The following is a 26,027-nucleotide window of genomic DNA, read 5'->3' as shown; positions in this document are numbered from 1 at the left end:
GTACCGAGGCAAGGAGAACCGCCGTGTCCCACAGCACGGTGCCTCGGACCGACACCGAGGCCGAAACGAAGGAGAACCCCCCGGCGGCGCACGGCGGCGCCGCCGGGGCCACGGGGAGGACACCCGCCGGAAAGCTCGCCCTGCGCGTGCGGTTCCGGCGCGACCGCGTACTGCTGCTGATGACACTGCCGGCCGTCGTGCTGGTCCTGCTCTTCAACTACGTGCCGATCCTCGGCAACGTCGTCGCGTTCCAGGAGTACGACCCCTACATCAGCGACAACGGGGTCGTCTCCATCCTGCACAGCCCCTGGGTCGGACTGGAGAACTTCCAGCGGATCTTCGAGGACTCCGCCTTCTGGAACGCGGTCCAGAACACACTGGTCCTGTTCTTCCTCCAGCTGATCCTCTACTTCCCCGTCCCCATCCTGCTCGCGCTGCTCATCAACAGCGTGGTCAGGCCCCGGGTACGGGCGATCTCGCAGGCCATCCTCTACCTGCCGCACTTCTTCTCGTGGGTGCTGGTCATCGCCGTCTTCCAGCAACTGTTCGGCGGCGCCGGACTGCTCTCCCAGATCCTGCGCGACCACGGGTACGACGGGCTCAGCCTGATGACCGACCCGGAGACCTTCAAGTTCCTGATCACCGCGCAGAGCGTGTGGAAGGACGCCGGCTGGGGGATCATCGTCTTCCTCGCCGCACTCGCCTCGGTCAGCCCCGACCTGTACGAGGCCGCCGCCATGGACGGCGCCAACCGCTGGCGCCGTATGTGGCACGTCACCCTGCCCGCGCTGCGCCCGGTCATCGCCCTGCTGCTGGTACTGCGCGTCGGCGACGCCCTGACGGTCGGCTTCGAGCAGATCCTGCTGCAACGCGACGCCGTCGGACCGGGCGCCTCGGAGGTCCTCGACACCTTCGTGTGGTGGAACGGCGTACGCAACCAGGACTTCGGCTACGCGGCCGCCGCGGGACTCGTCAAGGGCGTCATCAGTCTCGGCCTGGTCCTGATAGCGAACAAGGTGGCCCATCTCATGGGCGAGCAGGGGGTGTACAAGAAGTGACCGCCGTCATCGACAAGCCCGCACGCCCACCGGGCCGCTGGGCGGCCCCGCCCCGGCCCGTGTGGGAGGAGGCACCCAGCAGGACCGGACTCGCCGGCAAGGCGCTGGTGCTGTTCCTCGCCTGCCTCGCCATCCTGTTCCCGCTGTGGATCGTCGTCGTCACCAGCCTGTCCACCCGCAAGGCCATCGACGAGGCCGGCGGACTGGTGATGATCCCGACGGACATCACCTTCGTCGCCTACCAGGAACTGCTCAGCGGCGGCCAGGTCACCCGGGCCGCGCTCGTCAGCATCGGCGTCACCCTCGTCGGCACGCTCTTCTCGATGACGGTGTCGGTGCTGTGCGCCTACGGACTCTCCCGCAGCGGCTCGCTGGGCCACCGCTGGATCCTCATGGTGCTGCTGGCCACGATGTTCTTCAGCGCCGGCCTCATCCCCACCTACCTGCTGGTCCAGTCCCTCGGCCTGACCGACAGCTACCTCGCGCTGATCCTGCCCAGCGCGATCAGCGTCTTCAACATCCTGGTGCTGCGCGGCTTCTTCATGGGCATCTCGCAGGAACTGATCGACAGCGCACGGATCGACGGGGCGGGGGATGTCCGCATCCTGCGGCAGATCGTGCTGCCGCTTTCCCGCGCGGTCGTCGCGGTGATCACGCTGTTCTACGCGGTCGGGTACTGGAGCGCGTGGTTCAACGCGTCGCTGTATCTCAACGACCAGGACATGCTGCCGCTGCAGAACGTCATGATCCAGCTGGTGCAGAAGCAGGAGGCGCCGGTGGGGCTGGGGCAGGCGATCAAGACGGGGGAGTTGTCCGGGCTGGCCGTGCAGATGGCTGTGATGGTGATGGCGTTGCTGCCGGTGGCCGTGCTGTCGCCGTTCGTCCAGAAGCACTTCAAGAAGGGGATGCTCACGGGGGCGGTCAAGGGCTGACGCCCTTGCCCCTTCGGGGGCGGCGCTGTGTTGTGGCCGCGGGCTCGTTGTGGCTGGTCGCGCCCCCGCGGCGGAACCGCATGCCGAACACAGCCCCGCGCCCCTTCGGGTTTCTCCCCTTGCCCCTCGATGAGAGGTTTCCTTGCCCAGTTTGAGTGACGTTTGTCGTGGTCGTCTTCTCTATGGCGGTGACTACAACCCCGAGCAGTGGTCCGAGGAGGTGTGGGCGGAGGACGTCCGGCTGATGAAGGAGGCCGGGGTCAACTCGGTCACCCTCGGCGTCTTCTCCTGGGCGAAGCTCGAACCACGCCCCGGCGAGCGGGACTTCGGGTGGCTCGACCGGGTGATGGATCTGATGCACGACCATGGCATCGGAGTCGTTCTCGCCACCCCTACCGCCTCTCCGCCGCCCTGGATGGGGCACCTGCACCCCGACACCCTGCCCCGGGACGCCGACGGGCGGACCGAATCCTGGGGAGGGCGGCAGCACTTCTCCCACTCCAGCGCCACCTACCGCCGGTACGCCGCCGCCGTCACCGAGGACCTGGCCGCCCGTTACGCCACCCACCCGGCCCTCACCCTGTGGCACATCAACAACGAGTACTGCACCTACGACTGGGGCGACGAGGCCGCCGCCCGCTTCCGCGACTGGCTGCGCCGGACCTACGGCGACCTCGACGCCCTCAACACCGCCTGGGGCACCGCCTTCTGGAGCCAGGGCTACGGCGACTGGGCCGAGGTGCGGCCGCCCCGGCACGCGCACTACCTGAAGAACCCCACCCAGGTACTGGACTTCAAGCGCTTCACGTCCGACATGCTTCTGGAGTGTTACACCGCCGAACGCGACATCGTCCGCCGGCACACCCCCCACCTCCCGGTCACCACCAACTTCATGCCGCTGTGGGCCGGTCAGGACGCCTGGCGCTGGGCCGAGGAGGAGGACGTCGTCTCCGTCGACCTCTACCCCGACCCCCGCGACCCGCACGGCGCGCAGAGCGGCGCCCTGGTGCAGGACATGACCCGCTCCCAGGCCCGCGGCCCGTGGATGCTCATGGAACAGGCCGCCGGACCGGTCAACTGGCGCGGTGTGAACCACCCCAAGCCGCGCGGACTCAACCGGCTGTGGTCCCTCCAGGCCGTGGCCCGAGGCGCGGACGCCGTCTGCTACTTCCAGTGGCGCCAGTCCCGGCAGGGCGCCGAGAAGTTCCACTCCGGAATGGTGAGCCACGCGGGTGCGCGGGGACGTACGTACCAGGAGGTCAGGGAACTCGGCGCGGACCTCGCCCGGATAGGCCCCCATGTCACCGGCGGCGGGATCACCGCCGACGTCGCCGTGCTGCACGACTGGCACTCCTGGTGGGCCGGCGACCAGGAGGCCCGACCCTCCCGCGAGGTCGACCACCCGCGGGTCCTGACCGCGTGGCACCGCGCTCTCTGGCAGGCCCACCTCACCACCGACTTCGCCCACCCCGGACACGACCTCACCGGCTACCGGCTGGTCGTCGTCCCGCAGCTCTACCTCCTCACCGACGCGGCCGTCGACAACCTCCTCGCCTACGTACGCGGCGGCGGCACCCTCGTCTGCGGCTTCCTGACCGGTGTCGCCGACCAGGACGACCGGGTGCGGCCCGGCGGCATGGACGCACGGCTGCGCGAACTGTTCGGCATCCGCACCCTGCACGAGTGGTGGCCCCTTGAGCCGGGGGAGACCGCCGAGTGCGAGGGCGGGCTGCGCGGCACCCTGTGGTCCGAGGAACTGGAACCCGACGGCACCGCCGACGAGACCGTCCCCTACAAGGGCGGGGAACTGGACGGCCTGCCCGCCGTGCTGCGCAAGGGCCGCGCCTGGTACGTCTCCACACTCCCCGAACCCGAGGACCTGCGCGCGCTGCTGACCCGCGTCGCCACCGGTGCCGGTGTGCGGCCGGTGCTCGACGGACTCCCCGACACGGTGGAGGCGGTCCGCCGCGGCGGTCTGCTGTTCCTGCTCAACCACCGCCGCGAGCCGGTCACCGTCGACCTCCCCGGCACCCACCACGACCTGCTCACGGAGGCGACCGTGACCGACCGCGTCACCCTCGGCCGCTACGGAGCGGCGGTGCTCAGGCCATGAATACCGGACCCGTCCACGGAACCTGGGAGCCCCGCCCTGCCGCCCGCTGGGAGGACGCCTTCCTGAGCGGCAACGGCCGGCACGGCGTCCTTGTGTTCGGCGATCCGAACGACGACCGGACCGTCGTCACCCATCACACCCTCGTCCGCCCGGGCGAAGGCGACGACGGGGGCCGGCGGCCGCCTCTGCTGGCCGACCAGCTGCCCGGCCTCCAGGACCGGCTGCTGTCCGGCGACCTCACCGCCGCCGAGGACTTCACCGACGGCCGCCCGCTCACATGGGTACGGCCCTTCCACCCCGCCTTCCAACTCCGTGTGCGCCGTCCGGACGGCGACGATCCGGCCCTGGGCGGATACCGCCGTACGCTCGACTTCGCCACCGGCGTCGCGGAGGCCGCCCACGGCGGCTGGACCAGCCGGGTCTTCGTCTCCCGTGCCGACGACGTGATCGTCCAGCTCCTCACCGGACCCGGCCTCAGCCTCGACATCTCCCTCGACCACCGCCTCCCGAACGCCCCCACCGGGCTGAGCGTCGGCCACGGAGCCGTCCTCACCCCCGAGGGCGCCCTGCTGAGCCTGCGCGCCCGCTACCCCGGCAGCGACCTCGCCGTCACCGGCGTCACCCTGGTCGCCGTCGGCGGCGGCCGGACGGCGCTCGCCCCGCCCGGCGCGCGCATCGAGGGCGCCCGGTCCGTGCTGCTGCTCACCCGGGTGCGACGGCACACCGGTGAGGCCGACGTGGTTGCCGAGAGCCGCGCCCTGCGCGATCTGCTCGACGCGACGCCCAAGGCCTCGTACGACGACCTCCTCGCCCGCCATGCCGCCGCGCACCGCACCGCCTACGAACGCGTCGCCCTCGATCTCGCCGCGGACCCGGACGAACGCGCGCTGCCCGGCTCCGAGTTGCTCACCCGGCCGCACTCCGCCGCCCTGCTCGAACGGCTCTTCGCCGCCGGCCGCTACCATCTGCTCTCCTCCAGCGGCCTGTTCCCGCCCCGGCTCACCGGACTCTGGACCGGCGACTGGGACACCGCCTGGTCCGGCGCCTTCACCCATGACGCCAACCTCAACCTCCAGACCGCGTCCGCCGCCGCGGCCGCCCTCCCCGAGGTCACCGAGGCGCTGGCCGCCCTGGTCCGACGCCAGTTGCCGGACTGGCGGGACAACGCCCGTGCCGTCTTCGGCACCCGGGGCGCCGTCGCGCCCGCCCACAGCGACGGTGAGTCGGGGCACTCGTACCACTTCAGCCGCGAGTACCCGCTGCACCTCTGGACGGCCGGCGCCGACTGGCTGCTCAAACCGCTCGTCGACCACGACGAGACCCATGGTGGGCGCGACCCGGACACCACCGCCGCGCTCGCCGAAGTCGCGCTGTTCTACGAGGACTTCCTCACCCGCACCGACAGCGGGGGACAACTGGTCGTCGTCCCCTCGTACTCGCCCGAGAACCGTCCCGCCAACGCGAGTTGGGGCGCGGTGAACGCGGCCATGGACCTGTCCGCCGCCCGGCACGCCCTGCGCACCGCCGCCGCGTACCACCCCGAGCACGCCGAGCGCCGGCGGGCGCTCGCCGACCGGCTGCCCCCGCACCGGATCAACGCCGACGGCGCGCTCGCCGAATGGGCGTGGCCCGGCCTGGACGACTCCTACGACCACCGCCACCTCAGCCACCTCTACGGCGTCTGGCCCCTGGACGAGATCACCCCTTACGACACTCCCGAACTGGCCGCCGCCGCCCACCGCGCCCTCGAACTGCGCGGCGCCGAGAACGACTCCGCCCACGGCCATCTGCACCACGCGCTGATCGCGGCCCGCCTCCGGGACGGCGAGCGGGTCGCCCACGCCCTCGGCCAGGTCCTCGACGGCGACTTCTTCCACGCCTCCCTGATGAGCGCGCACTACCCCCACCGGCATGTCTACAACGCCGACGCCGCCCACACGCTCCCGGCCGTGCTGATCGAGTCGCTCGTCCAGTCCACCCCCGGCCGGCTGGTGCTGCTGCCGGCGCCCCTCGCGGAGTACCCGAGCGGTGAACTGCGCGGAATCCGCACCCGGTTCGGCGCCTCGCTCGACCTCACCTGGACCCCGGACGGCGCCACCGCCGTCCTGCGGCCCACCCGCACCCACCGCATCGACCTGTGGACTTCCGTCGGTGCCGAACCGCTCGACCTCGTCGCCGGCGAAGACCGCGTCCTCACGGTGAAGACACGGTGACCCCCGCAATTCCCCCCACCCATGGAAGGAACACCATGGCAAGAAGCACCCTGAGCAGGACCGCCAGGGTCCTGCTGGCGCCCGCCCTCGCGCTCGGAGCGACGGTCGGACTCGCCTCCGCCCCCGCGCACGCCGCCATATGGAGCACCTGCGACCAGTGGGGCAACACGAACCTGAACGGCTACACCCTCTACAACAACATCTGGGGCTCCGGCGCCGGCGCCCAGTGCGTCTGGGCCAACTCCGGCACCAACTGGGGCGCGTGGGCCGACCACCCGGGCACCGGCGGCATCAAGTCCTACCCGAACGCCAAGAAGGTGATCAACAAGTCGATCACCTCCCTCGGTTCGCTCACCAGCAGCTACAACGTCACCGTCCCGTCCTCCGGCGCGTACAACACCTCGTACGACATCTGGGACACGGACTACGACTACGAGATCATGCTCTGGGTCAACTACAACGGAGCCGTGGGCCCGCTCGGCTCCTCGCAGGGCACCGTGAGCCTCGGCGGCCACACCTGGAACGTGTACAAGGGCAACAACGGGGCCAACGAGGTCTTCTCGTTCCTGCGCACCTCGGACTCGAACTCCGGCACCGTCAACATCCTCCCGATCCTCAAGTGGATCAAGGACACCAAGGGCTGGATGGGCAACGAGACCATCGGTGACGTGCAGTTCGGCTACGAGATCACCTCTTCGGCGGGCGGGCTGGACTTCCGTACCAACAACCTGACGGTCAGCGGCGGCTGACCTGAGCACGTACGGGGAGGGGCCGGTCCCGCACCGGCCCCTTCACGGGTGCCTATCGGGCGGGCGCCGGGCCCGAACTGGCCCGGAGCGTCAGCTCGGGCGCGATCAGCACGACCTCGTCGCCGCCCCGGCCGTGGAGCTTGGCGACCAGCTGCTCCACGGCGAGCCGGCCCATCTCCTGCGCCGGGATGGCGACCGACGTCAGCCGCACCGACGCCTGCACGGCGACCTGCTCCGGACAGATCGCGACCACCGACATGTCCTCCGGGACGGCCCGCCCCTGCTGTCGCAGCAGGGCGAGCAGCGGCTCCACCGCCGACTCGTTCTGCACCACGAAGCCCGTGGTGCCGGGGCGCTCGTCGAGGACGCGGGCCAGGGTCACGGCCATCGCGTCGTAGCCGCCCTCGCACGGCCGGTGCAGCAGACCGAGACCCAGCTCCCGGGCACGGCCGCGCAGTCCGTCGAGGGTGCGCTCGGCGAATCCGGTGTGCCGTTCGTAGACCGCGGGGGCCTCGCCGATGACGGCGAGGTCCCGGTGCCCGCGCTGCGCCAGATGTTCCACGCACAATGCGCCGGTGGCCTTGAAGTCGAGGTCGACGCAGGTCAGCCCAGCGGTGTCGGCGGGCAGTCCGATCAGCACGGCCGGCCGGTCGGTCTCCCGCAGCAGCGGCAGCCGCTCGTCGTCGAGTTCGACGTCCATGAGGATCATGCCGTCGGCGAGTCCGCTGCCCGCGACCCGGCGCACCGCGTCCGGGCCCTCCTCACCGGTGAGCAGCAGGACGTCGTACCCGTGGGTGCGGGCCGTGGTGGCGACCGCGATGGCGATCTCCATCATCACCGGCACATACATGTCCGTACGCAGCGGGACCATCAGCGCGATGATGTTCGACCTGCTGCTGGCCAGGGCGCGCGCCCCGGCGTTCGGGTGGTACCCGAGCTCGCGGATGCTCCGCTCCACCCGCTGCCGGGTGTTCACGGAGATGGAGCGCTTGCCGCTGAGGACATAGCTCACCGTGCTCGCGGAGACTCCGGCGTGCTGGGCGACCTCGGCGAGGGTGACCATCCAGTCTCCATGACGTGTGAAGCGCTTCGACAGCGCATGCGATGAACAGAGGTGGGTGAGGGTGTCCCGACAGTAGTCTCACAGGATGCGCGTGTCCAGAGGGCTGTCGAAGCGCTTCGACAGCCTCCTTCAGGGCCGGATCCGGTTCGGGAGAGGCCGGGGGACACCGGAGGAATTGTCCCTCACCGTCGAGTGGCCGCCGCGGGCGGGAGGCTCGGCCGAACGGCCGCACGAAGGGTGGCGGGGCGGCTACGGATCGGGTACATACGAACGGGTAGCACCAGTCGGTAATGCCATGACACCATCCCCTTCGCGGCGAGGTGAGCCTCATGTCCGCAGCACCCGAGACATCCCGGTCTCCGTCCCGACCCACCGTCACCGAACGTGAGGCCCGCCAAGTGGCGGAAGCCGCCCGGGAACAGGGCTGGCGCAAGCCCAGCTTCGCCAAGGAACTGTTCCTCGGCCGCTTCCGGCTCGACCTGATCCACCCCCACCCCCTGCCCGCCGACGAGCACGTCCAGCGCGGTGAGGAGTTCCTCGCCAAACTCCGCGACTTCTGCGAGACGAAGATCGACGCCGCCCGGATCGAGCGCGACGCGCTCATCCCCGACGAGGTGATCACCGGGCTCAAGGAGCTCGGCGCCCTCGGTATGAAGATCGACACCAAGTACGGCGGCCTCGGCCTCACCCAGGTCTACTACAACAAGGCCCTCGCCCTGGTCGGCTCCGCCAGCCCGGCGATCGGCGCGCTGCTCTCCGCGCACCAGTCGATCGGCGTACCGCAGCCGCTGAAGATCTTCGGCACGCGCGAGCAGAAGGAGACGTTCCTGCCGCGCTGCGCCCGTACCGACATCTCGGCGTTCCTGCTCACCGAACCGGACGTCGGCTCGGACCCGGCACGGCTGGCCACCACCGCCGTACCGGAGGGCGACGGGTACGTCCTCGACGGGGTGAAGCTGTGGACCACCAACGGGGTGGTCGCCGACCTCCTCGTGGTCATGGCGCGCGTACCGAAGTCCGAGGGACACCGGGGCGGCATCACCGCGTTCGTGGTCGAGGCGGCCTCCGAGGGCGTCACCGTGGAGAACCGCAACGCCTTCATGGGGCTGCGCGGACTGGAGAACGGCGTCACCCGCTTCCACCGCGTCCGGGTCCCCGCCGCGCACCGCATCGGTGAGGAGGGCCAGGGTCTGAAGATCGCCCTGACCACGCTCAACACCGGCCGGCTGTCCCTGCCCGCGATGTGCGTCGGCTCCGGCAAATGGTGTCTGAAGATCGCCCGCGAGTGGTCGGGGGCCCGGGAGCAGTGGGGCAGGCCGGTGGCGCTGCACGAGGCCGTCGGCTCGAAGATCGCGTTCATCGCGGCCACCACCTTCGCCCTGGAGGCCGTGGTCGACCTCTCCTCGCAGATGGCCGACGAGGACCGCAACGACATCCGCATCGAGGCCGCCCTCGCCAAGCTCTACGGCTCCGAGATGGCCTGGCTGATGGCCGACGAACTGGTCCAGATCCGCGGCGGACGCGGCTTCGAGACCGCCGACTCCCTGCGGGCACGCGGCGAACGGGCGGTACCGGCCGAGCAGATGCTGCGCGACCTGCGCATCAACCGCATCTTCGAGGGCTCCACGGAGATCATGCACCTGCTGATCGCCCGCGAGGCCGTCGACGCCCACCTCTCGGTCGCCGGCGACCTCATCGACCCCGAGAAGTCCCTCGGCGACAAGGCGAAGGCGGGCGCCGGCGCCGGTGTCTTCTACGCCAAGTGGCTGCCGAGACTCGTCGCCGGACGAGGTCAGCTCCCCGGCACGTACGGCGAGTTCAGGCACGGAATCGACCTCTCCCCGCACCTGCGCTACGTCGAACGCACCTCACGCAAGCTCGCCCGCTCCACCTTCTACGCCATGTCCCGCTGGCAGGGGAGGATGGAGACCAAGCAGGGCTTCCTGGGCCGGATCGTCGACATCGGGGCCGAACTGTTCGCGATGAGCGCCGCGTGCGTCCGCGCGGAACTCCTGCGCGGCCGGGGCGAGAACGGCCGCGAGGCGTACCAGCTCGCCGACGCCTTCTGCCGCCAGGCCCGCATCCGCGTCGAAGAACTCTTCACCCGTCTGTGGAGCAACACGGACGACCAGGACCGCAAGGTCGTCAAGAACGTGCTCTCCGGCACCTACGCATGGCTGGAACAGGGCATCATCGACCCCTCGGACGACGGCCCCTGGATCGCGGACGCCACCCCGGGCCCCTCCGAACACCAGAACGCCCACCGCCCGATCCGCTGACCCGGGAGCGACCCACGGTCCGCACACCACCCCAGGGGTGTTCACCGGGCAGGAGGGCGGTCGCACGATCCGCTCCCCTGCCCGGCCGGGCCGCCCACCGTCTGCGCGAGGTGCCGGAGCCGCCGATCGCACACGCCCTCGACACGTCACCCGTGGATCCGGCTGTGCGCACGGCGCCGGCCCGCCCGCCGGGGCGGGGCCCCGGCCGTGCGCGCGAGGCGACACAATGGGGCCCATGACCGACGCTCCAGCCCCCCTCGCCGACCCCCACCTCGTCTACGACCCCGTGGTGGGAGACGGGCCGAAGGACGTGGTGATTCTCGGGTCCACCGGGTCGATCGGCACCCAGGCCATCGATCTCGTACTGCGCCATCCCGGCCGCTTCCGGGTCACCGCCCTGTCCGCCAACGGCGGCCGGGTCGCGCTCCTCGCCGAGCAGGCCCGCCGGCTGCGGGTGCGTACGGTGGCCGTCGCGCGCGAGGACGTCGTACCGGCGCTGCGCGAGGCGCTCGCCGCACAGTACGGGACGGGGGAGCCGCAGCCCGAGATCCTCGCCGGACCGGACGCGGCCGCACAGCTCGCCGCCGCCGACTGCCACACCGTCCTCAACGGCATCACCGGCTCCATCGGACTCGCCCCGACCCTCGCCGCCCTGGAGGCGGGCCGCACCCTCGCGCTCGCCAACAAGGAGTCGCTCATCGTCGGCGGCCCGCTGGTCAAGGCGCTCGCCGAACCCGGTCAGATCATCCCGGTCGACTCCGAGCACGCCGCGCTCTTCCAGGCGCTCGCCGCCGGCACCCGCGCCGACGTGCGCAAGCTGGTCGTCACCGCCTCCGGCGGCCCCTTCCGCGGCCGCACCAGGGAGCAACTGGCGGACGTCACCGTCGAGGACGCCCTCGCCCACCCCACCTGGGCCATGGGCCCGGTCATCACGATCAACTCCGCGACCCTCGTCAACAAGGGCCTGGAGGTCATCGAGGCACACCTGCTGTACGACATTCCCTTCGATCGCATTGAGGTCGTCGTGCACCCGCAGTCGTATGTCCACTCGATGGTTGAGTTCACGGACGGATCGACACTGGCCCAGGCGACGCCCCCCGACATGCGGGGGCCCATCGCCATCGGTCTCGGCTGGCCCGAACGGGTGCCGGACGCCGCCCCGGTCTTCGACTGGAGCAAGGCGTCCACCTGGGAGTTCTTCCCCCTCGACAACGAGGCCTTCCCCTCGGTGAACCTCGCCCGGCACGTCGGCGAGCTCGCGGGAACCGCCCCGGCGGTGTTCAATGCCGCGAACGAGGAGTGCGTGGAGGCGTTCCGCGCCGGCACGCTGCCCTTCAACGGGATCATGGAGACCGTCACCCGGGTGGTCGAGGAACACGGCACCCCGGCGACGGGAACCCCACTGACCGTGTCGGACGTCCTCGAAGCGGAGACCTGGGCCCGGACGAGGGCCCGGGAACTGACCCACCGGACGGCTAGCGCGGAGGCGCGTGCATGACGACCCTGATGTTCATCCTCGGCATAGTCGTCTTCGCGGCCGGCCTGCTGTTCTCGATCGCCTGGCACGAACTGGGCCACCTCTCCACGGCCAAGATGTTCGGCATCCGCGTACCCCAGTACATGGTCGGCTTCGGCCCCACCATCTGGTCGCGGAACAAGGGCGAGACCGAGTACGGCGTCAAGGCGATCCCGTTCGGCGGCTACATCCGCATGATCGGCATGTTCCCGCCCGGCCCCGACGGCCGTCTCGAGGCCCGCTCCACCTCACCGTGGCGCGGCATGATCGAGGACGCCCGCTCCGCCGCCTTCGAGGAACTGAGGCCCGGCGACGAGAAACGCCTGTTCTACACGCGCAAGCCGTGGAAACGGGTCGTCGTGATGTTCGCCGGCCCGTTCATGAACCTGATCCTCGCGGCCGTCCTGTTCCTGACCGTGCTGATGGGCTTCGGCATCCAGCAGCAGACCACCACCGTCAGCTCCGTCTCGCAGTGCGTCATCTCGCAGACCGAGACCCGCGACGACTGCAAGAAGTCCGACCCCCAGTCCCCGGCCGCCGCCGCCGGGATGAAGGCCGACGACCGGATCGTCGCCTTCGCCGGCGTCCGCACCGACGACTGGGCCACCCTCTCCGACCTCATCCGCGACAGCGCCGGCAAGTCCGTGCCCATCGTCGTCGAACGCGACGGGCGGGAGCTGACCCTCCAGGCGAAGATCGCCACCAACATGGTCGCCAAGAAGGACGGCAACGGCACCTATGTCGAGGGCGAGTACGTCAAGGCCGGCTTCCTCGGCTTCAGCGCGGCCACCGGAGTCGTACGACAGGACTTCGGCGACTCGGTGACCTGGATGACCGACCGGGTCGGCGACGCCATCGACTCCCTCGCCGCCCTGCCGTCGAAGATCCCCGCCCTGTGGGACGCGGCCTTCGGCGACGGCCCCCGCGAACCCGACTCCCCGATGGGCGTCGTCGGCGCGGCCCGGGTCGGCGGCGAGATCGCCACCCTCGACATCCCCGCCACGCAGCAGCTCGCCATGTTCGTGATGCTGCTCGCCGGCTTCAACCTCTCCCTGTTCCTGTTCAACATGCTCCCGCTGCTGCCGCTCGACGGCGGACACATCGCGGGCGCGCTCTGGGAGTCGCTGCGCCGCAACCTCGCCAGGGTGCTGCGCCGCCCCGACCCTGGCCCCTTCGACGTGGCGAAACTGATGCCGGTGGCCTACGTGGTGGCCGGGATCTTCGTCTGCTTCACGATCCTCGTCCTGATCGCGGACGTGGTGAACCCGGTGCGGATCTCCTAGACGCCCGCGCAGCGACACCAGCCGTTCACGACGGCCCGGAACCCTTGGGGTTGCGGGCCGTCGCCCTTTGGGTGGGTTTACGGGCGCGATGTGCTGGAGCGTTGGCCAGTGCCGTAATCTCGGAGCCCGGAGCCCGCTGCTCACGGGGAGCCGGACCTTGATCCACGACTTGGGGTTGCACAGCAGATGACTGCGATTTCTCTCGGCATGCCGTCCGTTCCGACCAAGCTCGCCGAGCGCCGGAAGAGCCGGCAGATCCAGGTCGGCTCCGTGGCGGTGGGCGGGGACGCCCCGGTGTCCGTGCAGTCGATGACGACGACGCGTACGTCCGACATCGGCGCCACCCTCCAGCAGATCGCCGAGCTCACCGCGTCCGGGTGCCAGATCGTGCGAGTGGCCTGTCCGACCCAGGACGACGCGGACGCGCTGGCGGTCATCGCCCGCAAGTCGCAGATCCCGGTGATCGCCGACATCCACTTCCAGCCCAAGTACGTCTTCGCCGCGATCGAGGCCGGCTGCGCCGCGGTCCGGGTGAACCCGGGCAACATCAAGCAGTTCGACGACAAGGTCAAGGAGATCGCCAAGGCGGCCAAGGACCATGGCACCCCGATCCGCATCGGCGTGAACGCCGGCTCGCTGGACCGGCGCCTGCTCCAGAAGTACGGCAAGGCGACCCCCGAGGCGCTGGCCGAGTCCGCCCTGTGGGAGGCGTCCCTCTTCGAGGAGCACGACTTCCGCGACATCAAGATCTCCGTCAAGCACAACGACCCGGTCATCATGGTCGAGGCCTACCGCCAGCTCGCCGCCCAGTGCGACTACCCCCTCCACCTCGGCGTCACCGAGGCCGGCCCCGCCTTCCAGGGCACCATCAAGTCGGCCGTCGCCTTCGGCGCGCTGCTCTCCCAGGGCATCGGCGACACGATCCGGGTGTCGCTGAGCGCCCCGCCGGTGGAGGAGATCAAGGTCGGCAACCAGATCCTGGAGTCGCTCAACCTGCGCCAGCGCGGCCTCGAGATCGTCTCCTGCCCGTCCTGCGGCCGCGCCCAGGTCGATGTGTACAAGCTCGCCGAAGAGGTCACCGCCGGCCTCACCGGCATGGAGGTCCCGCTGCGCGTCGCCGTCATGGGCTGCGTCGTCAACGGCCCGGGCGAGGCCCGCGAGGCCGACCTCGGCGTCGCCTCCGGCAACGGCAAGGGCCAGATCTTCGTCAAGGGCGAGGTCATCAAGACCGTTCCCGAGTCGAAGATCGTCGAGACGCTCATCGAGGAGGCGATGAAGATCGCCGAGCAGATGGAGAAGGACGGCGTGATGTCCGGCGAGCCCCAGATCTCGGTGGCCGGCTGACCCCGTACGCCGGAATCGGCCGGTCGTCCGGGGGCGGCGGCCCCCGGACTCCACGGGTACAGTGCGGAGAAATCAGCAGACACTCCCGTGTATGAGGCCCCGCACTTGTTGACGCAGACCACATCCCGGGTCCTCGAACCGAGCGACCTGGACGCCGCCCTCGCCGTCCTCGACCGTGAGCCGGTCGTGAACGCCTTCGTCACGGCCCGCGTCCGGATCGCGGGCCTCGATCCCTGGCGGCTCGGCGGCGAGATGTGGGGCTGGTACGAAGGCGGCGTACTGACGTCGCTGTGCTACGCGGGCGCCAACCTGGTGCCCATCTGCGCCACCCCCCGGGCCGTCCGCGCCTTCGCCGACCGCGCCCGCCGGGCCGGCCGCCGCTGCTCCTCCATCGTCGGCCCCGCCGAGGCCACCGCCGCCCTCTGGCGGCTGCTCGAACCCCAGTGGGGCCCGGCCCGCGAGGTCCGCACCCACCAGCCCCTCATGGTCACCGACCGCCTGTCCGAGCACATAGCCCCGGACCCGTACGTCCGCCGCGTCCGCAAGGACGAGCTGGAGGCGATCATGCCGGCGTGCGTGGCCATGTTCACCGAGGAGGTCGGCATCTCCCCGCTGGCCGGCGACGGCGGCCTCCTCTACCAGGCCCGGGTCGCCGAACTCGTCGGCGCCGGCCGCTCCTTCGCCCGCTTCGACGCCGACGGCCGGGTCGTCTTCAAGGCCGAGATCGGTGCCGCCACCGACCGCGCCTGCCAGATCCAGGGCGTCTGGGTCGCCCCCGAACACCGCGGCAGGGGCGTCGCCGCCCCCGGCATGGCCGCCGTCCTGCGCTACGCCCTCACCGACGTCGCCCCCGTGGCGAGCCTCTACGTCAACGACTTCAACACCCCCGCCCGCCGGACCTACCGCAGGGTGGGCTTCCAGGAGTCGGGCGCCTTCATGAGCGTGCTGTTCTGAGCGGGCCCGGCCTGTAGTCTCCCCGGCATGCTGCGCTTTCCCGGTCACGGACGCCCAGGGCCCGACGACATCGTGATCGGCCCCCTCGACCTCCCCGGCCATGTCGACGAGGCGCTGGCGGTGCAGGCGCTGGCGTTCGGACTCGGCCCCGACGAGGTCGCCGTACGCCGCCAGATCGTGCTGCGCCACATGACCCTCCCGGGCGCCCGCGCCTACGGCGCCACCGTCCGGGGCCGGCTGGCCGGCTTCGTCTACGGAATGCCCAACGACCGCGCCCACTGGTGGTCCACCGTCGTCGAGCCGTATCTGCGGGCCCAGGGCCACGACGACTGGCTCGACGACTCCTTCGTCATCACCGAGCTGCACGTCCACCCCCGGCACCAGAAGCGCGGCATCGGCCGCGCCCTGATCACCACCATCACCGACGGCGCCGCCGAGCCCCGCTCGATCCTCTCCGCCATCGACATCGAAAGCCCCGCCCGGCATCTGTACCGCTCACTCGGCTACCGGGACCTCGCCCGCCAGGTGCACTTCCCCAGCGCCCCCCGGCCCTACGCCGTCATGGGCGCCCCGCTGCCCCTGCTGCGCGGCCGGCCGGCGGCGGACAGCCGATAACCGATTTCCGCCGTCCCGTCCCGCCCGGCTAACCTCCTTGCCATCACCTAGACGCAGCAGGAGTACGAGAGCCATGGCGAAAGCACCGGTCCAGCGCATGTCCCAGTTGATGGCGAAGACGCTGCGCGACGACCCGGCGGACGCCGAGGTCCTCAGCCACAAGCTGCTGGTCCGCGCCGGCTATGTGCGCCGCACCGCCGCCGGCCTGTGGAGCTGGCTGCCCCTCGGCAAGAAGGTCCTCGCCAACGTCGAGCGCGTCGTGCGCGAGGAGATGGACGCCATCGGCGCCCAGGAGGTGCTGCTCCCCGCCCTGCTGCCGCGTGAGCCCTACGACGCCACCGGCCGCTGGGACGAGTACGGCCCCGAGCTGTTCCGCCTCCAGGACCGCAAGGGCGGCGACTACCTCCTCGGCCCCACCCACGAGGAGATCTTCACCCTGATGGTGAAGGACCAGGCGTCCTCCTACAAGGACCTGCCGGTCATCCTCTACCAGATCCAGTCCAAGTTCCGCGACGAGGCCCGGCCCCGCGCCGGCATCCTGCGCGGCCGCGAGTTCCTGATGAAGGACTCCTACTCCTTCGACATCGAGGACGAGGGCCTGGCGAAGTCGTACGCCCTGCACCGCCAGGCGTACCAGCGGGTCTTCGAGCGCCTGGGCCTCGACTACCGCATCTGCGCGGCCACCGCCGGTGCCATGGGCGGCTCCAAGTCCGAGGAGTTCCTCGCGCCCGCCGAGGCCGGCGAGGACACCTTCGCCGACTGCCCGAACTGCGACTTCGCCGCCAACACCGAGGCGGTCGCCCACGAGCTGAAGCCCGTCGACGCCGCCGGGGTCCCGGCCGCGGAGGACATCCCCACGCCCGACACCCCCACCATCGAGAGCCTCGCCGCGTCCCTCGGCGTCGAGGCCTCGGCCACGCTGAAGAACCTGCTGGTCAAGGTCGACGGCGAGATCGTCGCCGTGGGCGTGCCCGGTGACCGCGAGGTCGACATGGACAAGGTCGAGGCGCACTTCGCCCCGGCCGTCGTGGAGATGGTGACCGAGGCGGACTTCATCGCCCGCCCCGACCTGGTGCGCGGCTACGTCGGCCCGCAGGGCCTGGACAAGGTGAAGTACATCGCCGACCCGCGCGTGGCCCCGGGCACCGCCTGGATCACGGGCGCCAACAGGGCCGACACCCACGCGAAGAACGTGGTCGCGGGCCGCGACTTCGAGGCCGACGAGTACGTCGACGTGGTCGTGGTGCGGGAGGGCGACCCCTGCCCCCGGTGCGGCACGGGACTGCGGCTGGACCGCGCCATCGAGATCGGCCACATCTTCCAGCTGGGCCGCAAGTACGCCGACGCCCTCAAGCTCGACGTCCTGGGCCAGAACGGAAAGCCGGTCCGCGTCACCATGGGCTCCTACGGCATCGGCGTCTCCCGCGCGGTGGCGGCCCTCGCCGAGCAGACCGCCGACGACAAGGGGCTGTGCTGGCCCGCCGAGGTCGCCCCGGCCGATGTCCACGTGGTCGCCGCCGGCAAGGCCCTGCAGACCGAACTGGCCCTGGACGTCTCCGAGAAGCTGTCCGCCGCCGGTCTCCGCGTCCTGGTCGACGACCGCGCGGGCGTCTCCCCGGGCGTGAAGTTCACCGACTCGGAGCTGATCGGCGTCCCGCGGATCCTGGTCGCGGGCCGCCGCGCAGCCGAGGGCGTCGTCGAGCTCAAGGACCGCCGCACCGGCGAGCGCGAGGAGCTCACGGTCGACGAGGCGATCACCCGCCTGACGGCCTGACGCAACCTGCCGACCGGCGTCGACGGGGCCCGCACCGGCGGGCTCCGTCGACGCCGGGGCGCGCTGCCGAGGGTAGGTCCGACGGCAGCGTGTCGGTGCGGGCCGGGGCAGGTCGCGCGACCCGGCGCCTGCCGGGTGCCGCTGCGCCCACCCGTGCCGCCCCAGCGGCACGACTGCCCGCAGTTGGCGGGCTGCGGCGGTGTCCGTGCGGCTCATGGCCGGGCGGTGACTGCGGCACGGGTGCTCGCAGTCGCGGAGGTGTCCGCGCGCGTCACGGCCGGGCGGTGATTGCGGCACGGGTGTCCGGCTCACAGCCAGGCCGCGAACTCCAACAACAGTTCCGCGTCCTGCTCACGGCCCACGCGGCGGGCCCGTACGCCCGATTCCACCGCGCGGAACAGGGTCCAGCCGCGCAGGCGTTCGCGGTCGACCTCCAGGGACTCCGCCAGGCGCTTCACCCGGCGTCGAGTCGTCGACGCACCCGACGTCTGCGCGATGAGGTCCTCCACCCGGTCACGGACCAGCCGCGCCAGGTCGAACGCGTGCTCACCGACCACCGGATCCGGCCCCACCGCCAGCCACGGTGTGCGCTCCCCGCCCAGCACCTTGCTCTGCCGGAACGTCCCGTGCAGCAGCCGGTGCTCGGGCGGCGCCGCCACCAACTCCTCCCGGGCCGCCAGCGCGGCCTCCACCAGCGGTGCCACCTCCGGATCGGCCGCCGCGCTCGCCCGCATCGCCCGTGCCTGCCGCTCCGTGCGCTCGGCCACCGTCTCGAAGCCGTGCTCCTTCGGCGGGTCCACCCAGAGCCGGCGCAGCGTCCCGGCCGCCTCCAGCAGCGCCTTCGCCTCCGGCAACGAGCGCACCGACACATCCGGATGCAGCCGCTCGAGCAGCAGAACACCCTCCGCGGCCGAGGACGGCTCCAGCAACTGCACCGCTCCCCGGCCCGCCCAGTGGGCCAGCGCCGCCCGCTCGGCCTCCGGGCGTGCCCGGCGCGGGGCCAGCTTCAGCACGGCGGGCGTGCCGTCGGCCGTACGCACCAGCACCACCAGGCTGCTGCGGCCGCCCGGCACCTGCACCCGCTCCACGGTCAACTCGCGCTGTGCCACGGCCTCGCGCGCCGTCTCCGGCAGCCTCTCCAGCCAGTCGTCGCCCTCCGGCGCCGTCTCACCGAGCGCCCTCACCAGACGCTTCGGCGGTTCGAAAACCATGCGCGAGTCGTTCCCTTCCTGCTGTACGCGGGGCCCGCCGCCCCGTCAGGCCGACGGCGCCGGGGTCCCCGAAGCCGTACCGCTCCGCTCGGCGAGCCCAGGGAAGGGTACGCTCCCGCCGCTCCAGCGCACGGACCGCACCGCCGCCTCGCGCATCGCCTCGGCGGCCCCCCGGCGCCGCTCACCCTCGCTCGCCCGCACCAGATCGCCGTAGACCCCCGCCACGCGGTCCTCCAGCCGCGCCGCCAGCCGGACCGCCGACGCCGCGTCCGACACCTGGAACGGCAGCGCGTAGCCCGCGGCGGCGGCGACGGGCTCGGCGCCCGTGTCCGCGACGGCGCGGACCAGTGCGTCCCTGCGCGCCCGGTGCGCGTCGTACGCCGTCCGCGCCTCCGTGCGCCGCCCCTCGCCGATCCGGCCGCCGACGACGCCGTAGCCGTACACCGCCGCGTGCTCCGCCGCCAGGGCCGCCTGGAGTGCCCGCAGTTCCCCGTCCTTCGCCTCGCGTGTCCCGCCCACCGTCATACCTCCGTCAGCAGATACACGTGCGCGGCGCCGGCCGCCGCGACCGAGGCCAGCAGCCGGGCCAGTTCGCCCGGCGCGTCGAGCAGCTCCTTCTCGCGCCGGCCCGCGATCTCGCGCTCGGCGGCGGCGAGTCCGGCGAGGGCGTCCTTCTCCTTCGCCGGCACGGTCGGGGCGGGAGAAGGGGAGGCCGAAGCGGACGCGGACGCGGACGCGGACGGCGACGGCCGCGCCGTGTCCCCGAACGCCTCCGCGTGCCGTACGACCTCCGCGCGCAGCGGATCGAGCCGCCCCGCCAGCTTCGGATGCGCGGCCACCACCGCGCCGTACCGCGCGGCCAGTTCCCTGCTGTCCCGGGCCGCACGCGCGCGTGCCCGGTCGGCGGGCGAGGGACCGCTGTCGGCGGAGGCGCCGGAATCCCCGGACCCGGCGGAACAGCCCGCCGCCAGCAGGGCCGCCGGGGCGGCGGCGAGCAGACTCCTTCTGCGCGGCCCCGAACGGGCGCGCGGAGACAAGGGGAACGACACGGCAGACGTCCTCGGGGGGCTCGTACGAACACAGCGACGAAAAGGAGGCCGGGGCCCGTGATCACCGTACCCGTGCGCCCGCGCGCAGGCCCCCAGCGGCACCCTCCGTGACCGGTGGACGGCAACACCCTCCGCGACCGGATACCCTTTGACCAGACACGCGCACCGTCCCACAACAGCACACGCGGCCGAGGAGTCACCCGGATGAGCACCACCCAGAGCGAGAGGCTTCGAGAACTTCTGGAACCGCTCGTCAGCTCCCAGGGCCTGGATCTCGAAGAGATCGCCGTGGACGCGGTCGGCCGCAAGCGTGTGCTGCGTGTCGTCGTCGACTCCGACGCCGGAGCGGACCTCGACCGGATCGCCGATGTGAGCCGCGCGCTCTCGGCGAAGCTCGACGAGACGGACGCCATGGGCAGCGGGGAGTACACCCTCGAGGTCGGAACCCCCGGCGCGGAACGCCTGCTCACCGAGCACCGGCACTACACGCGCGCCACCGGCCGCCTGGTCCGGTTCCAGCTCGCCGAGGGCGGCGAACTGACCGCCAGGATCCTCACGACCGACGACGAGGGCCTCGACCTCGAGGTGCCCGGGGTGAAGGGCCGCAAGCCCACCGCCCGCAGACTCGCCTTCGCCGACATCACCCGCGCGCGTGTACAGGTCGAGTTCAACCGCAAGGACAACGAGAAGGAAGAGGAGGCATAACCGTGGACATCGACATGAGTGCACTTCGGCTCTTGGTGCGGGAGAAGGAGATCTCTCTCCCCCTGCTGGTCGAAGCGATCGAGTCGGCCCTCCTCATCGCCTATCACCGCACCGAGGGAAGCCGCCGCCGCGCGCGCGTGGAGCTCGACCGGGAGACCGGTCATGTGACCGTGTGGGCGAAGGAGGACCCCGAGGACCTCGAGGAGGGCCAGGAGGCCCGAGAGTTCGACGACACCCCGTCCGGCTTCGGCCGTATCGCCGCCACCACGGCCAAGCAGGTCATCCTGCAGCGCCTGCGCGACGCCGAGGACGACGCGACGCTCGGCGAGTACGCGGGGCGCGAGGGCGACATCGTCACCGGCGTGGTCCAGCAGGGCCGCGACCCGAAGAACGTACTGGTCGACATCGGCAAGCTGGAGGCCATCCTGCCGGTGCAGGAGCAGGTCCCCGGCGAGACCTACCCGCACGGCATGCGGCTGCGCAGTTATGTCGTCCGGGTGGCCAAGGGGGTGCGCGGCCCGTCCGTCACCCTCTCGCGCACGCACCCCAACCTGGTGAAGAAGCTCTTCGCCCTGGAGGTGCCGGAGATCGCCGACGGCTCCGTGGAGATCTCCGCGATCGCCCGCGAGGCCGGCCACCGCACCAAGATCGCCGTACGCTCCACCCGCTCGGGCCTGAACGCCAAGGGCGCCTGCATCGGCCCCATGGGCGGCCGGGTGCGCAATGTGATGGGCGAGCTGAACGGCGAGAAGATCGACATCGTCGACTGGTCCGACGACCCGGCCGAGATGGTGGCGAACGCCCTGTCGCCGGCCCGGGTCTCCCGGGTGGACATCGTCGACATGGCCGCCCGCTCCGCCCGGGTCATCGTGCCGGACTACCAGCTGTCCCTGGCGATCGGCAAGGAGGGGCAGAACGCCCGTCTCGCCGCCCGTCTGACCGGCTGGCGGATCGACATCCGCCCGGATACGGAACAGACCGGGGAATAGATCCAAGCCGCGGTTCGCTGAGATCACGACAGCTTTGCGCGCGGCAAGTGTTCGATTCTTGCCCCAAAGGGGTGAGGTCGGTCCGGGGAGGTAGACTGAGCAGTGTCTGGCCGGACACGAGCTGGCGTATGCCCTGAGCGCACCTGCGTGGGGTGCCGGGAGCGAGCGGTCAAGAGCGAGCTACTGCGCATCGTGGTGACCGAGGACGCGTGCGTCCCCGATCCTCGCGGTACGCTGCCCGGCCGGGGCGCGTATGTGCACCCCGTCCCGGTCTGTCTCGACCAGGCGGTGCGCCGCAGGGCGTTCCCACGGGCGCTCCGCGTCCCGGGACCGCTCGACGTAAAGGCGTTGCGCCACTACGTCGAGCAGGCACAAGGTTGCTGAGCAGCGGCTTCACGCCGGCTGGGCAGGCAACACGCACGAACATGCCGTACGGAACAAGCCGTGCGGTCTGGTACCTCGCGAGTCGAAAGCAGGTCGAGATTGCGATGAGCACTCGATGAGTACGCGATGAGTACGCCCATGAACTAGCGACGGTCCGGACGCAACCCGGACCTCAGAGGAGCGAAGTGGCTAAGGTCCGGGTCTACGAACTCGCCAAGGAGTTCGGTGTGGAGAGCAAGGCCGTCATGGCCAAGCTCCAGGAACTCGGTGAATTCGTCCGTTCGGCGTCTTCGACCATCGAAGCGCCCGTAGTACGCAAGCTGACCGACGCCTTCCAGCAGGGCGGGGGCAGCGGCAAGTCCGCCGCGAAGCCCGGCGCGCCCCGCAAGGCGGCCCCCAGGCCCGCCGCGCCGTCCCCGGCGCAGGCGGCCCGTCCGGGTCCGGCTGCCCCGAAGCCGCCGTCAGCACCCAAGCCCGCCGCGGCCCAGCCGCCGGCGGCTCCGTCCACCCCGTCGGCGCCCGCGCCGGCGGCCTCCGGCCCGCGTCCGGGCCCGCGGCCCGCGCCGCGTCCGGCCCCGGCGGCCCCGGAGTTCCAGGCCCCGCCCGCTGCGGCGGCTCAGGCTCCGGCTCCGGCCGGTCCGAAGCCCACCGGCTCGCGTCCCGGCGCCCCCAAGCCCGGCGGTCGTCCGTCCGGTCCCGGTCAGGGACAGGGCCAGGGCGGCGGCCAGGGCGGTCAGGGCCGTCCGGCCGGCCAGGGTCAGCGCGCCGGTGGCGGCGCTCCGCGTCCGGGCGGTCGCCCGGCCGGTCCGCGTCCCGGTAACAATCCCTTCACCTCCGGTGGCTCCACCGGTATGGCCCGTCCGCAGGCTCCGCGCCCGCAGGGCGCGCGTCCGGGTGGTCCCGGCGGTCCCGGCGGAGCCGGTCCCCGTCCGCAGGCCCCCGGTGGCCAGGGCGGCGGTCCGCGTCCGCAGGCTCCGGGCGGGCAGCGCCCGACCCCGGGCTCGATGCCGCGTCCGCAGGGCGGTCCCCGTCCCGGCGGCGGCCCCGGCGGTCCGCGTCCCAACCCCGGCATGATGCCGCAGCGTCCCGCTGCCGGCCCGCGTCCCGGCGGCGGCCCCGGTGGCCGTGGTCCGGGCGGTGCGGGTCGTCCCGGCGGTGGCGGTGGCGGTCGTCCCGGCGGCGGCGGCTTCGCCGGTCGTCCGGGTGGCGGCGGCGGCGGTGCCGGTCGTCCGGGTGGCGGCGGCGGTTTCGCCGGTCGTCCCGGTGGCGGCGGTGGCTTCGCCGGCGGCGGTGGCCGTCCCGGCTTCGGTGGCCGTCCCGGTGGTCCCGGTGGCCGCGGTGGCACGCAGGGCGCCTTCGGCCGTCCCGGCGGTCCCGCGCGTCGCGGTCGCAAGTCGAAGCGGCAGAGGCGCCAGGAGTACGAGGCCATGCAGGCCCCGTCGGTCGGCGGCGTGATGCTGCCTCGCGGCAACGGCGAGTCCATTCGCCTGTCGCGCGGTGCTTCGCTCACCGACTTCGCGGAGAAGATCAACGCCAACCCGGCGTCGCTCGTCGCGGTCATGATGAACCTCGGCGAAATGGTCACCGCGACCCAGTCCGTCTCCGACGAGACGCTCCAGCTCCTCGCGGGCGAGATGAACTACACCGTTCAGATCGTCAGCCCGGAGGAGGAGGACCGCGAGCTGCTCGAGTCCTTCGACCTGGAGTTCGGCGAGGACGAGGGCGACGAGGAGGACCTGGTGGTCCGCCCGCCGGTCGTCACCGTCATGGGTCACGTCGACCACGGAAAGACCCGCCTCCTCGACGCCATCCGCAAGACCAACGTCATCGCGGGCGAGGCCGGCGGCATCACCCAGCACATCGGTGCCTACCAGGTCGCGACCGAGGTCAACGAGGAAGAGCGCAGGATCACCTTCATCGACACCCCGGGTCACGAGGCGTTCACCGCCATGCGTGCCCGTGGTGCGCGGTCGACGGACATCGCGATCCTGGTCGTCGCGGCCAACGACGGCGTCATGCCGCAGACGGTCGAGGCGCTCAACCACGCCAAGGCGGCCGACGTCCCGATCGTCGTCGCGGTCAACAAGATCGACGTCGAGGGTGCCGACCCGACCAAGGTGCGCGGTCAGCTGACCGAGTACGGCCTGGTGGCCGAGGAGTTCGGCGGCGACACCATGTTCGTCGACATCTCCGCCAAGCAGGGTCTGCACATCGACAGCCTCCTCGAGGCCGTCGTCCTCACCGCGGACGCCTCGCTCGACCTGCGGGCCAACCCCACGCAGGACGCGCAGGGCATCTCGATCGAGTCCCGGCTCGACCGCGGCCGCGGTGCCGTGGCGACCGTCCTCGTCCAGCGAGGCACGCTGCGGGTCGGCGACACGATGGTCGTGGGCGACGCCTACGGCCGTGTGCGCGCCATGCTCGACGACAACGGCAACAACGTCGCCGAGGCGGGCCCGTCGACGCCGGTCCAGGTCCTGGGCCTGACCAACGTCCCGGGTGCGGGCGACAACTTCATCGTCGTGGACGAGGACCGTACGGCCCGTCAGATCGCCGAGAAGCGCGCCGCCCGTGAGCGCAACGCCGCGTTCGCCAAGCGCACGCGCCGTGTGTCGCTCGAGGACCTGGACAAGGTGCTCAAGGCCGGCGAGGTCCAGCAGCTGAACCTGATCATCAAGGGTGACGCTTCCGGTTCGGTGGAGGCCCTCGAGTCCTCGCTGCTCCAGCTGGACGTCGGCGAAGAGGTCGACATCCGCGTCCTGCACCGCGGCGTCGGTGCGGTCACGGAGTCCGACATCGACCTGGCGATGGGCTCCGACGCCATCGTGATCGGCTTCAACGTGCGCGCCGCCGGGCGTGCCGCGCAGATGGCCGAGCGCGAGGGTGTGGACGTCCGGTACTACTCGGTCATCTACCAGGCGATCGAGGAGATCGAGGCGGCCCTCAAGGGCATGCTCAAGCCGGAGTACGAGGAAGTCGAGCTCGGTACGGCGGAGATCCGCGAGGTCTTCCGCTCCTCCAAGCTGGGCAACATCGCGGGTGTTCTCATCCGCTCCGGCGAGGTCAAGCGCAACACCAAGGCGCGCCTGCTCCGCGACGGCAAGGTCATCGCGGAGAACCTCAACATCGTGGGCCTGCGTCGCTTCAAGGACGACGTCACCGAGATCCGCGAAGGCTTCGAGGGCGGTATCAACCTCGGAAACTTCAACGACATCAAGGTCGACGACGTCATCGCGACCTACGAGATGCGCGAGAAGCCGCGGGTGTAACACCCCACGGTGCGTACCGGCCGGCGGGACCCACCCGGGTCCCGCCGGCCGGCGCGTCTGTGCGTGAAGGCCGGCAGGTCAGGCCTTCGGCGCCGGTCGGCGGGCACAATATCCGTCGATCGGCGCACCCCCTTCGATGTACGGTTCTGATGTCCCCGCCCATCACGGACGGCGGGGCCGTCGATCCCGTACCGGCGGGTGAACCGGTTGTACATGTATGTGGGGACGCTGTCCTTCGACCTCCTCCTCGGCGACGTACATTCGCTGAAGGAGAAGCGCTCCGTCGTCCGCCCGATCGTCGCCGAGCTCCAGCGCAAGTACGCGGTGAGCGCGGCCGAGGTGGATCACATGGACCTCCATCGCAGGGCCGTCATCGGCCTCGCCATGGTGTCCGGCGACGCGGCGCACCTGACCGACGTACTGGACCGGTGCGAGCGGCTGGTCGCCGGGCGTCCCGAGGTGGAGCTGCTGTCCGTCAGGCGGCGCTTCCACGGCGAAGACGACTGACGACCACAGCCCAGAGATAC

At 71.4% G+C, this 26,027-nt stretch carries 21 protein-coding genes; 17 read left to right on the top strand and 4 right to left on the bottom strand.

Translation table 11 applies throughout. From position 1 onward, the window contains the following. Nucleotides 1–23: 23 nt before the first annotated feature. The 5 genes from ACGFR9_RS25165 (at nt 24) to ACGFR9_RS25145 (ending at nt 7,065) form a co-directional block, all read left to right on the top strand. Entirely contained in the window at nt 24–1,058 is a 1,035-nt protein-coding gene (locus ACGFR9_RS25165) for an ABC transporter permease (protein ID WP_393212377.1), read from the top strand. Then, nucleotides 1,055–1,990, top strand: coding sequence for a carbohydrate ABC transporter permease (locus ACGFR9_RS25160; protein ID WP_393212375.1), 936 nt, complete (start codon nt 1,055–1,057; stop codon nt 1,988–1,990). The genes ACGFR9_RS25165 and ACGFR9_RS25160 overlap by 4 nt, the downstream gene beginning before the upstream one ends. Nucleotides 1,991–2,132: 142 nt before the next feature. After that, a complete protein-coding gene (locus ACGFR9_RS25155; protein ID WP_393212373.1) occupies nt 2,133–4,103 on the top strand; it encodes a beta-galactosidase in 1,971 nt (656 codons plus the stop codon). Continuing rightward, nucleotides 4,100–6,316, top strand: a complete 2,217-nt coding sequence (locus tag ACGFR9_RS25150; RefSeq protein WP_393212371.1) for a glycoside hydrolase N-terminal domain-containing protein — start codon at nt 4,100–4,102, stop codon at nt 6,314–6,316. Before ACGFR9_RS25155 ends, ACGFR9_RS25150 begins: the two co-directional genes overlap by 4 nt. Before the next feature lie 35 nt (nt 6,317–6,351). Next, the gene (locus ACGFR9_RS25145) at nt 6,352–7,065 is read left to right on the top strand and encodes a hypothetical protein (protein WP_393212369.1); all 714 of its coding nucleotides are present in this window, start codon (nt 6,352–6,354) and stop codon (nt 7,063–7,065) included. Nucleotides 7,066–7,117: 52 nt separating this feature from the next. On the opposite strand, the gene ACGFR9_RS25140 is transcribed toward ACGFR9_RS25145, so the two are convergent. Beyond that, entirely contained in the window at nt 7,118–8,128 is a 1,011-nt protein-coding gene (locus tag ACGFR9_RS25140; protein WP_393212367.1) for a LacI family DNA-binding transcriptional regulator, read from the bottom strand. Between the two features lie 329 nt (nt 8,129–8,457). Between ACGFR9_RS25140 and ACGFR9_RS25135 the strand changes: the two genes are divergently transcribed. The 7 genes from ACGFR9_RS25135 to ACGFR9_RS25105 all read left to right on the top strand — a co-directional run bounded on the left by ACGFR9_RS25135 (nt 8,458) and on the right by ACGFR9_RS25105 (nt 17,893). After that, entirely contained in the window at nt 8,458–10,407 is a 1,950-nt protein-coding gene (locus ACGFR9_RS25135; RefSeq protein ID WP_393212365.1) for an acyl-CoA dehydrogenase family protein, read from the top strand. Nucleotides 10,408–10,642: 235 nt separating this feature from the next. Next, nucleotides 10,643–11,905 (top strand): 1-deoxy-D-xylulose-5-phosphate reductoisomerase, encoded by a 1,263-nt coding sequence (gene dxr, locus ACGFR9_RS25130; protein WP_311644282.1) that lies wholly within the window; start codon nt 10,643–10,645, stop codon nt 11,903–11,905. Between the two features lie 8 nt (nt 11,906–11,913). Next, the gene (locus ACGFR9_RS25125; RefSeq protein WP_393212671.1) at nt 11,914–13,206 is read left to right on the top strand and encodes a M50 family metallopeptidase; all 1,293 of its coding nucleotides are present in this window, start codon (nt 11,914–11,916) and stop codon (nt 13,204–13,206) included. A gap of 186 nt (nt 13,207–13,392) precedes the next feature. Next, nucleotides 13,393–14,550, top strand: coding sequence for a flavodoxin-dependent (E)-4-hydroxy-3-methylbut-2-enyl-diphosphate synthase (gene ispG, locus ACGFR9_RS25120; RefSeq protein WP_311644281.1), 1,158 nt, complete (start codon nt 13,393–13,395; stop codon nt 14,548–14,550). A gap of 105 nt (nt 14,551–14,655) precedes the next feature. Continuing rightward, complete coding sequence (locus ACGFR9_RS25115) at nt 14,656–15,504, top strand: GNAT family N-acetyltransferase (RefSeq protein ID WP_030216777.1); 849 nt, start codon at nt 14,656–14,658, stop codon at nt 15,502–15,504. A gap of 27 nt (nt 15,505–15,531) precedes the next feature. After that, entirely contained in the window at nt 15,532–16,119 is a 588-nt protein-coding gene (locus tag ACGFR9_RS25110; RefSeq protein ID WP_393212362.1) for a GNAT family N-acetyltransferase, read from the top strand. A gap of 73 nt (nt 16,120–16,192) precedes the next feature. Next, nucleotides 16,193–17,893, top strand: coding sequence for a proline--tRNA ligase (locus ACGFR9_RS25105; RefSeq protein WP_393212360.1), 1,701 nt, complete (start codon nt 16,193–16,195; stop codon nt 17,891–17,893). A 308-nt stretch (nt 17,894–18,201) separates the two neighbouring features. Here ACGFR9_RS25105 and ACGFR9_RS25100 read toward each other — a convergent pair whose 3' ends face one another. Genes ACGFR9_RS25100 through ACGFR9_RS25090 form a run of 3 tightly spaced genes read right to left on the bottom strand, consistent with a single transcriptional unit; the run spans nt 18,202 to nt 20,153 of the window. Further along, nucleotides 18,202–19,104, bottom strand: coding sequence for an aminoglycoside phosphotransferase family protein (locus ACGFR9_RS25100; RefSeq protein WP_393212358.1), 903 nt, complete (start codon nt 19,102–19,104; stop codon nt 18,202–18,204). A 45-nt stretch (nt 19,105–19,149) separates the two neighbouring features. Beyond that, nucleotides 19,150–19,629, bottom strand: coding sequence for a ferritin-like domain-containing protein (locus tag ACGFR9_RS25095; RefSeq protein WP_393212356.1), 480 nt, complete (start codon nt 19,627–19,629; stop codon nt 19,150–19,152). After that, complete coding sequence (locus ACGFR9_RS25090) at nt 19,626–20,153, bottom strand: hypothetical protein (protein WP_393212354.1); 528 nt, start codon at nt 20,151–20,153, stop codon at nt 19,626–19,628. Before ACGFR9_RS25090 ends, ACGFR9_RS25095 begins: the two co-directional genes overlap by 4 nt. A gap of 204 nt (nt 20,154–20,357) precedes the next feature. Here ACGFR9_RS25090 and rimP point away from each other — a divergent pair, with 204 nt between their 5' ends. From rimP to ACGFR9_RS25065, 5 genes are all read left to right on the top strand, one after another. Continuing rightward, the gene (gene rimP / locus ACGFR9_RS25085; RefSeq protein WP_393212352.1) at nt 20,358–20,858 is read left to right on the top strand and encodes a ribosome maturation factor RimP; all 501 of its coding nucleotides are present in this window, start codon (nt 20,358–20,360) and stop codon (nt 20,856–20,858) included. Between the two features lie 2 nt (nt 20,859–20,860). Further along, the gene (gene nusA / locus ACGFR9_RS25080; RefSeq protein ID WP_311644275.1) at nt 20,861–21,847 is read left to right on the top strand and encodes a transcription termination factor NusA; all 987 of its coding nucleotides are present in this window, start codon (nt 20,861–20,863) and stop codon (nt 21,845–21,847) included. A gap of 102 nt (nt 21,848–21,949) precedes the next feature. After that, complete coding sequence (locus ACGFR9_RS25075) at nt 21,950–22,231, top strand: YlxR family protein (RefSeq protein ID WP_393212351.1); 282 nt, start codon at nt 21,950–21,952, stop codon at nt 22,229–22,231. Nucleotides 22,232–22,416: 185 nt separating this feature from the next. Continuing rightward, nucleotides 22,417–25,500: a translation initiation factor IF-2 gene (gene infB / locus ACGFR9_RS25070; RefSeq protein ID WP_393212349.1), complete on the top strand. Its 3,084-nt coding sequence runs from the start codon at nt 22,417–22,419 to the stop codon at nt 25,498–25,500. Nucleotides 25,501–25,713: 213 nt separating this feature from the next. Continuing rightward, complete coding sequence (locus ACGFR9_RS25065; RefSeq protein ID WP_030216812.1) at nt 25,714–26,007, top strand: DUF503 domain-containing protein; 294 nt, start codon at nt 25,714–25,716, stop codon at nt 26,005–26,007. Nucleotides 26,008–26,027 lie beyond the last annotated feature (20 nt).

It is taken from the genome of Streptomyces sp. NPDC048584 (genome assembly GCF_043199595.1).
Lineage (GTDB): Bacteria > Actinomycetota > Actinomycetes > Streptomycetales > Streptomycetaceae > Streptomyces > Streptomyces edwardsiae.
Note: the sequence above shows the minus strand (reverse complement) of the source record. Positions and strands in the feature narration are given on the sequence as shown.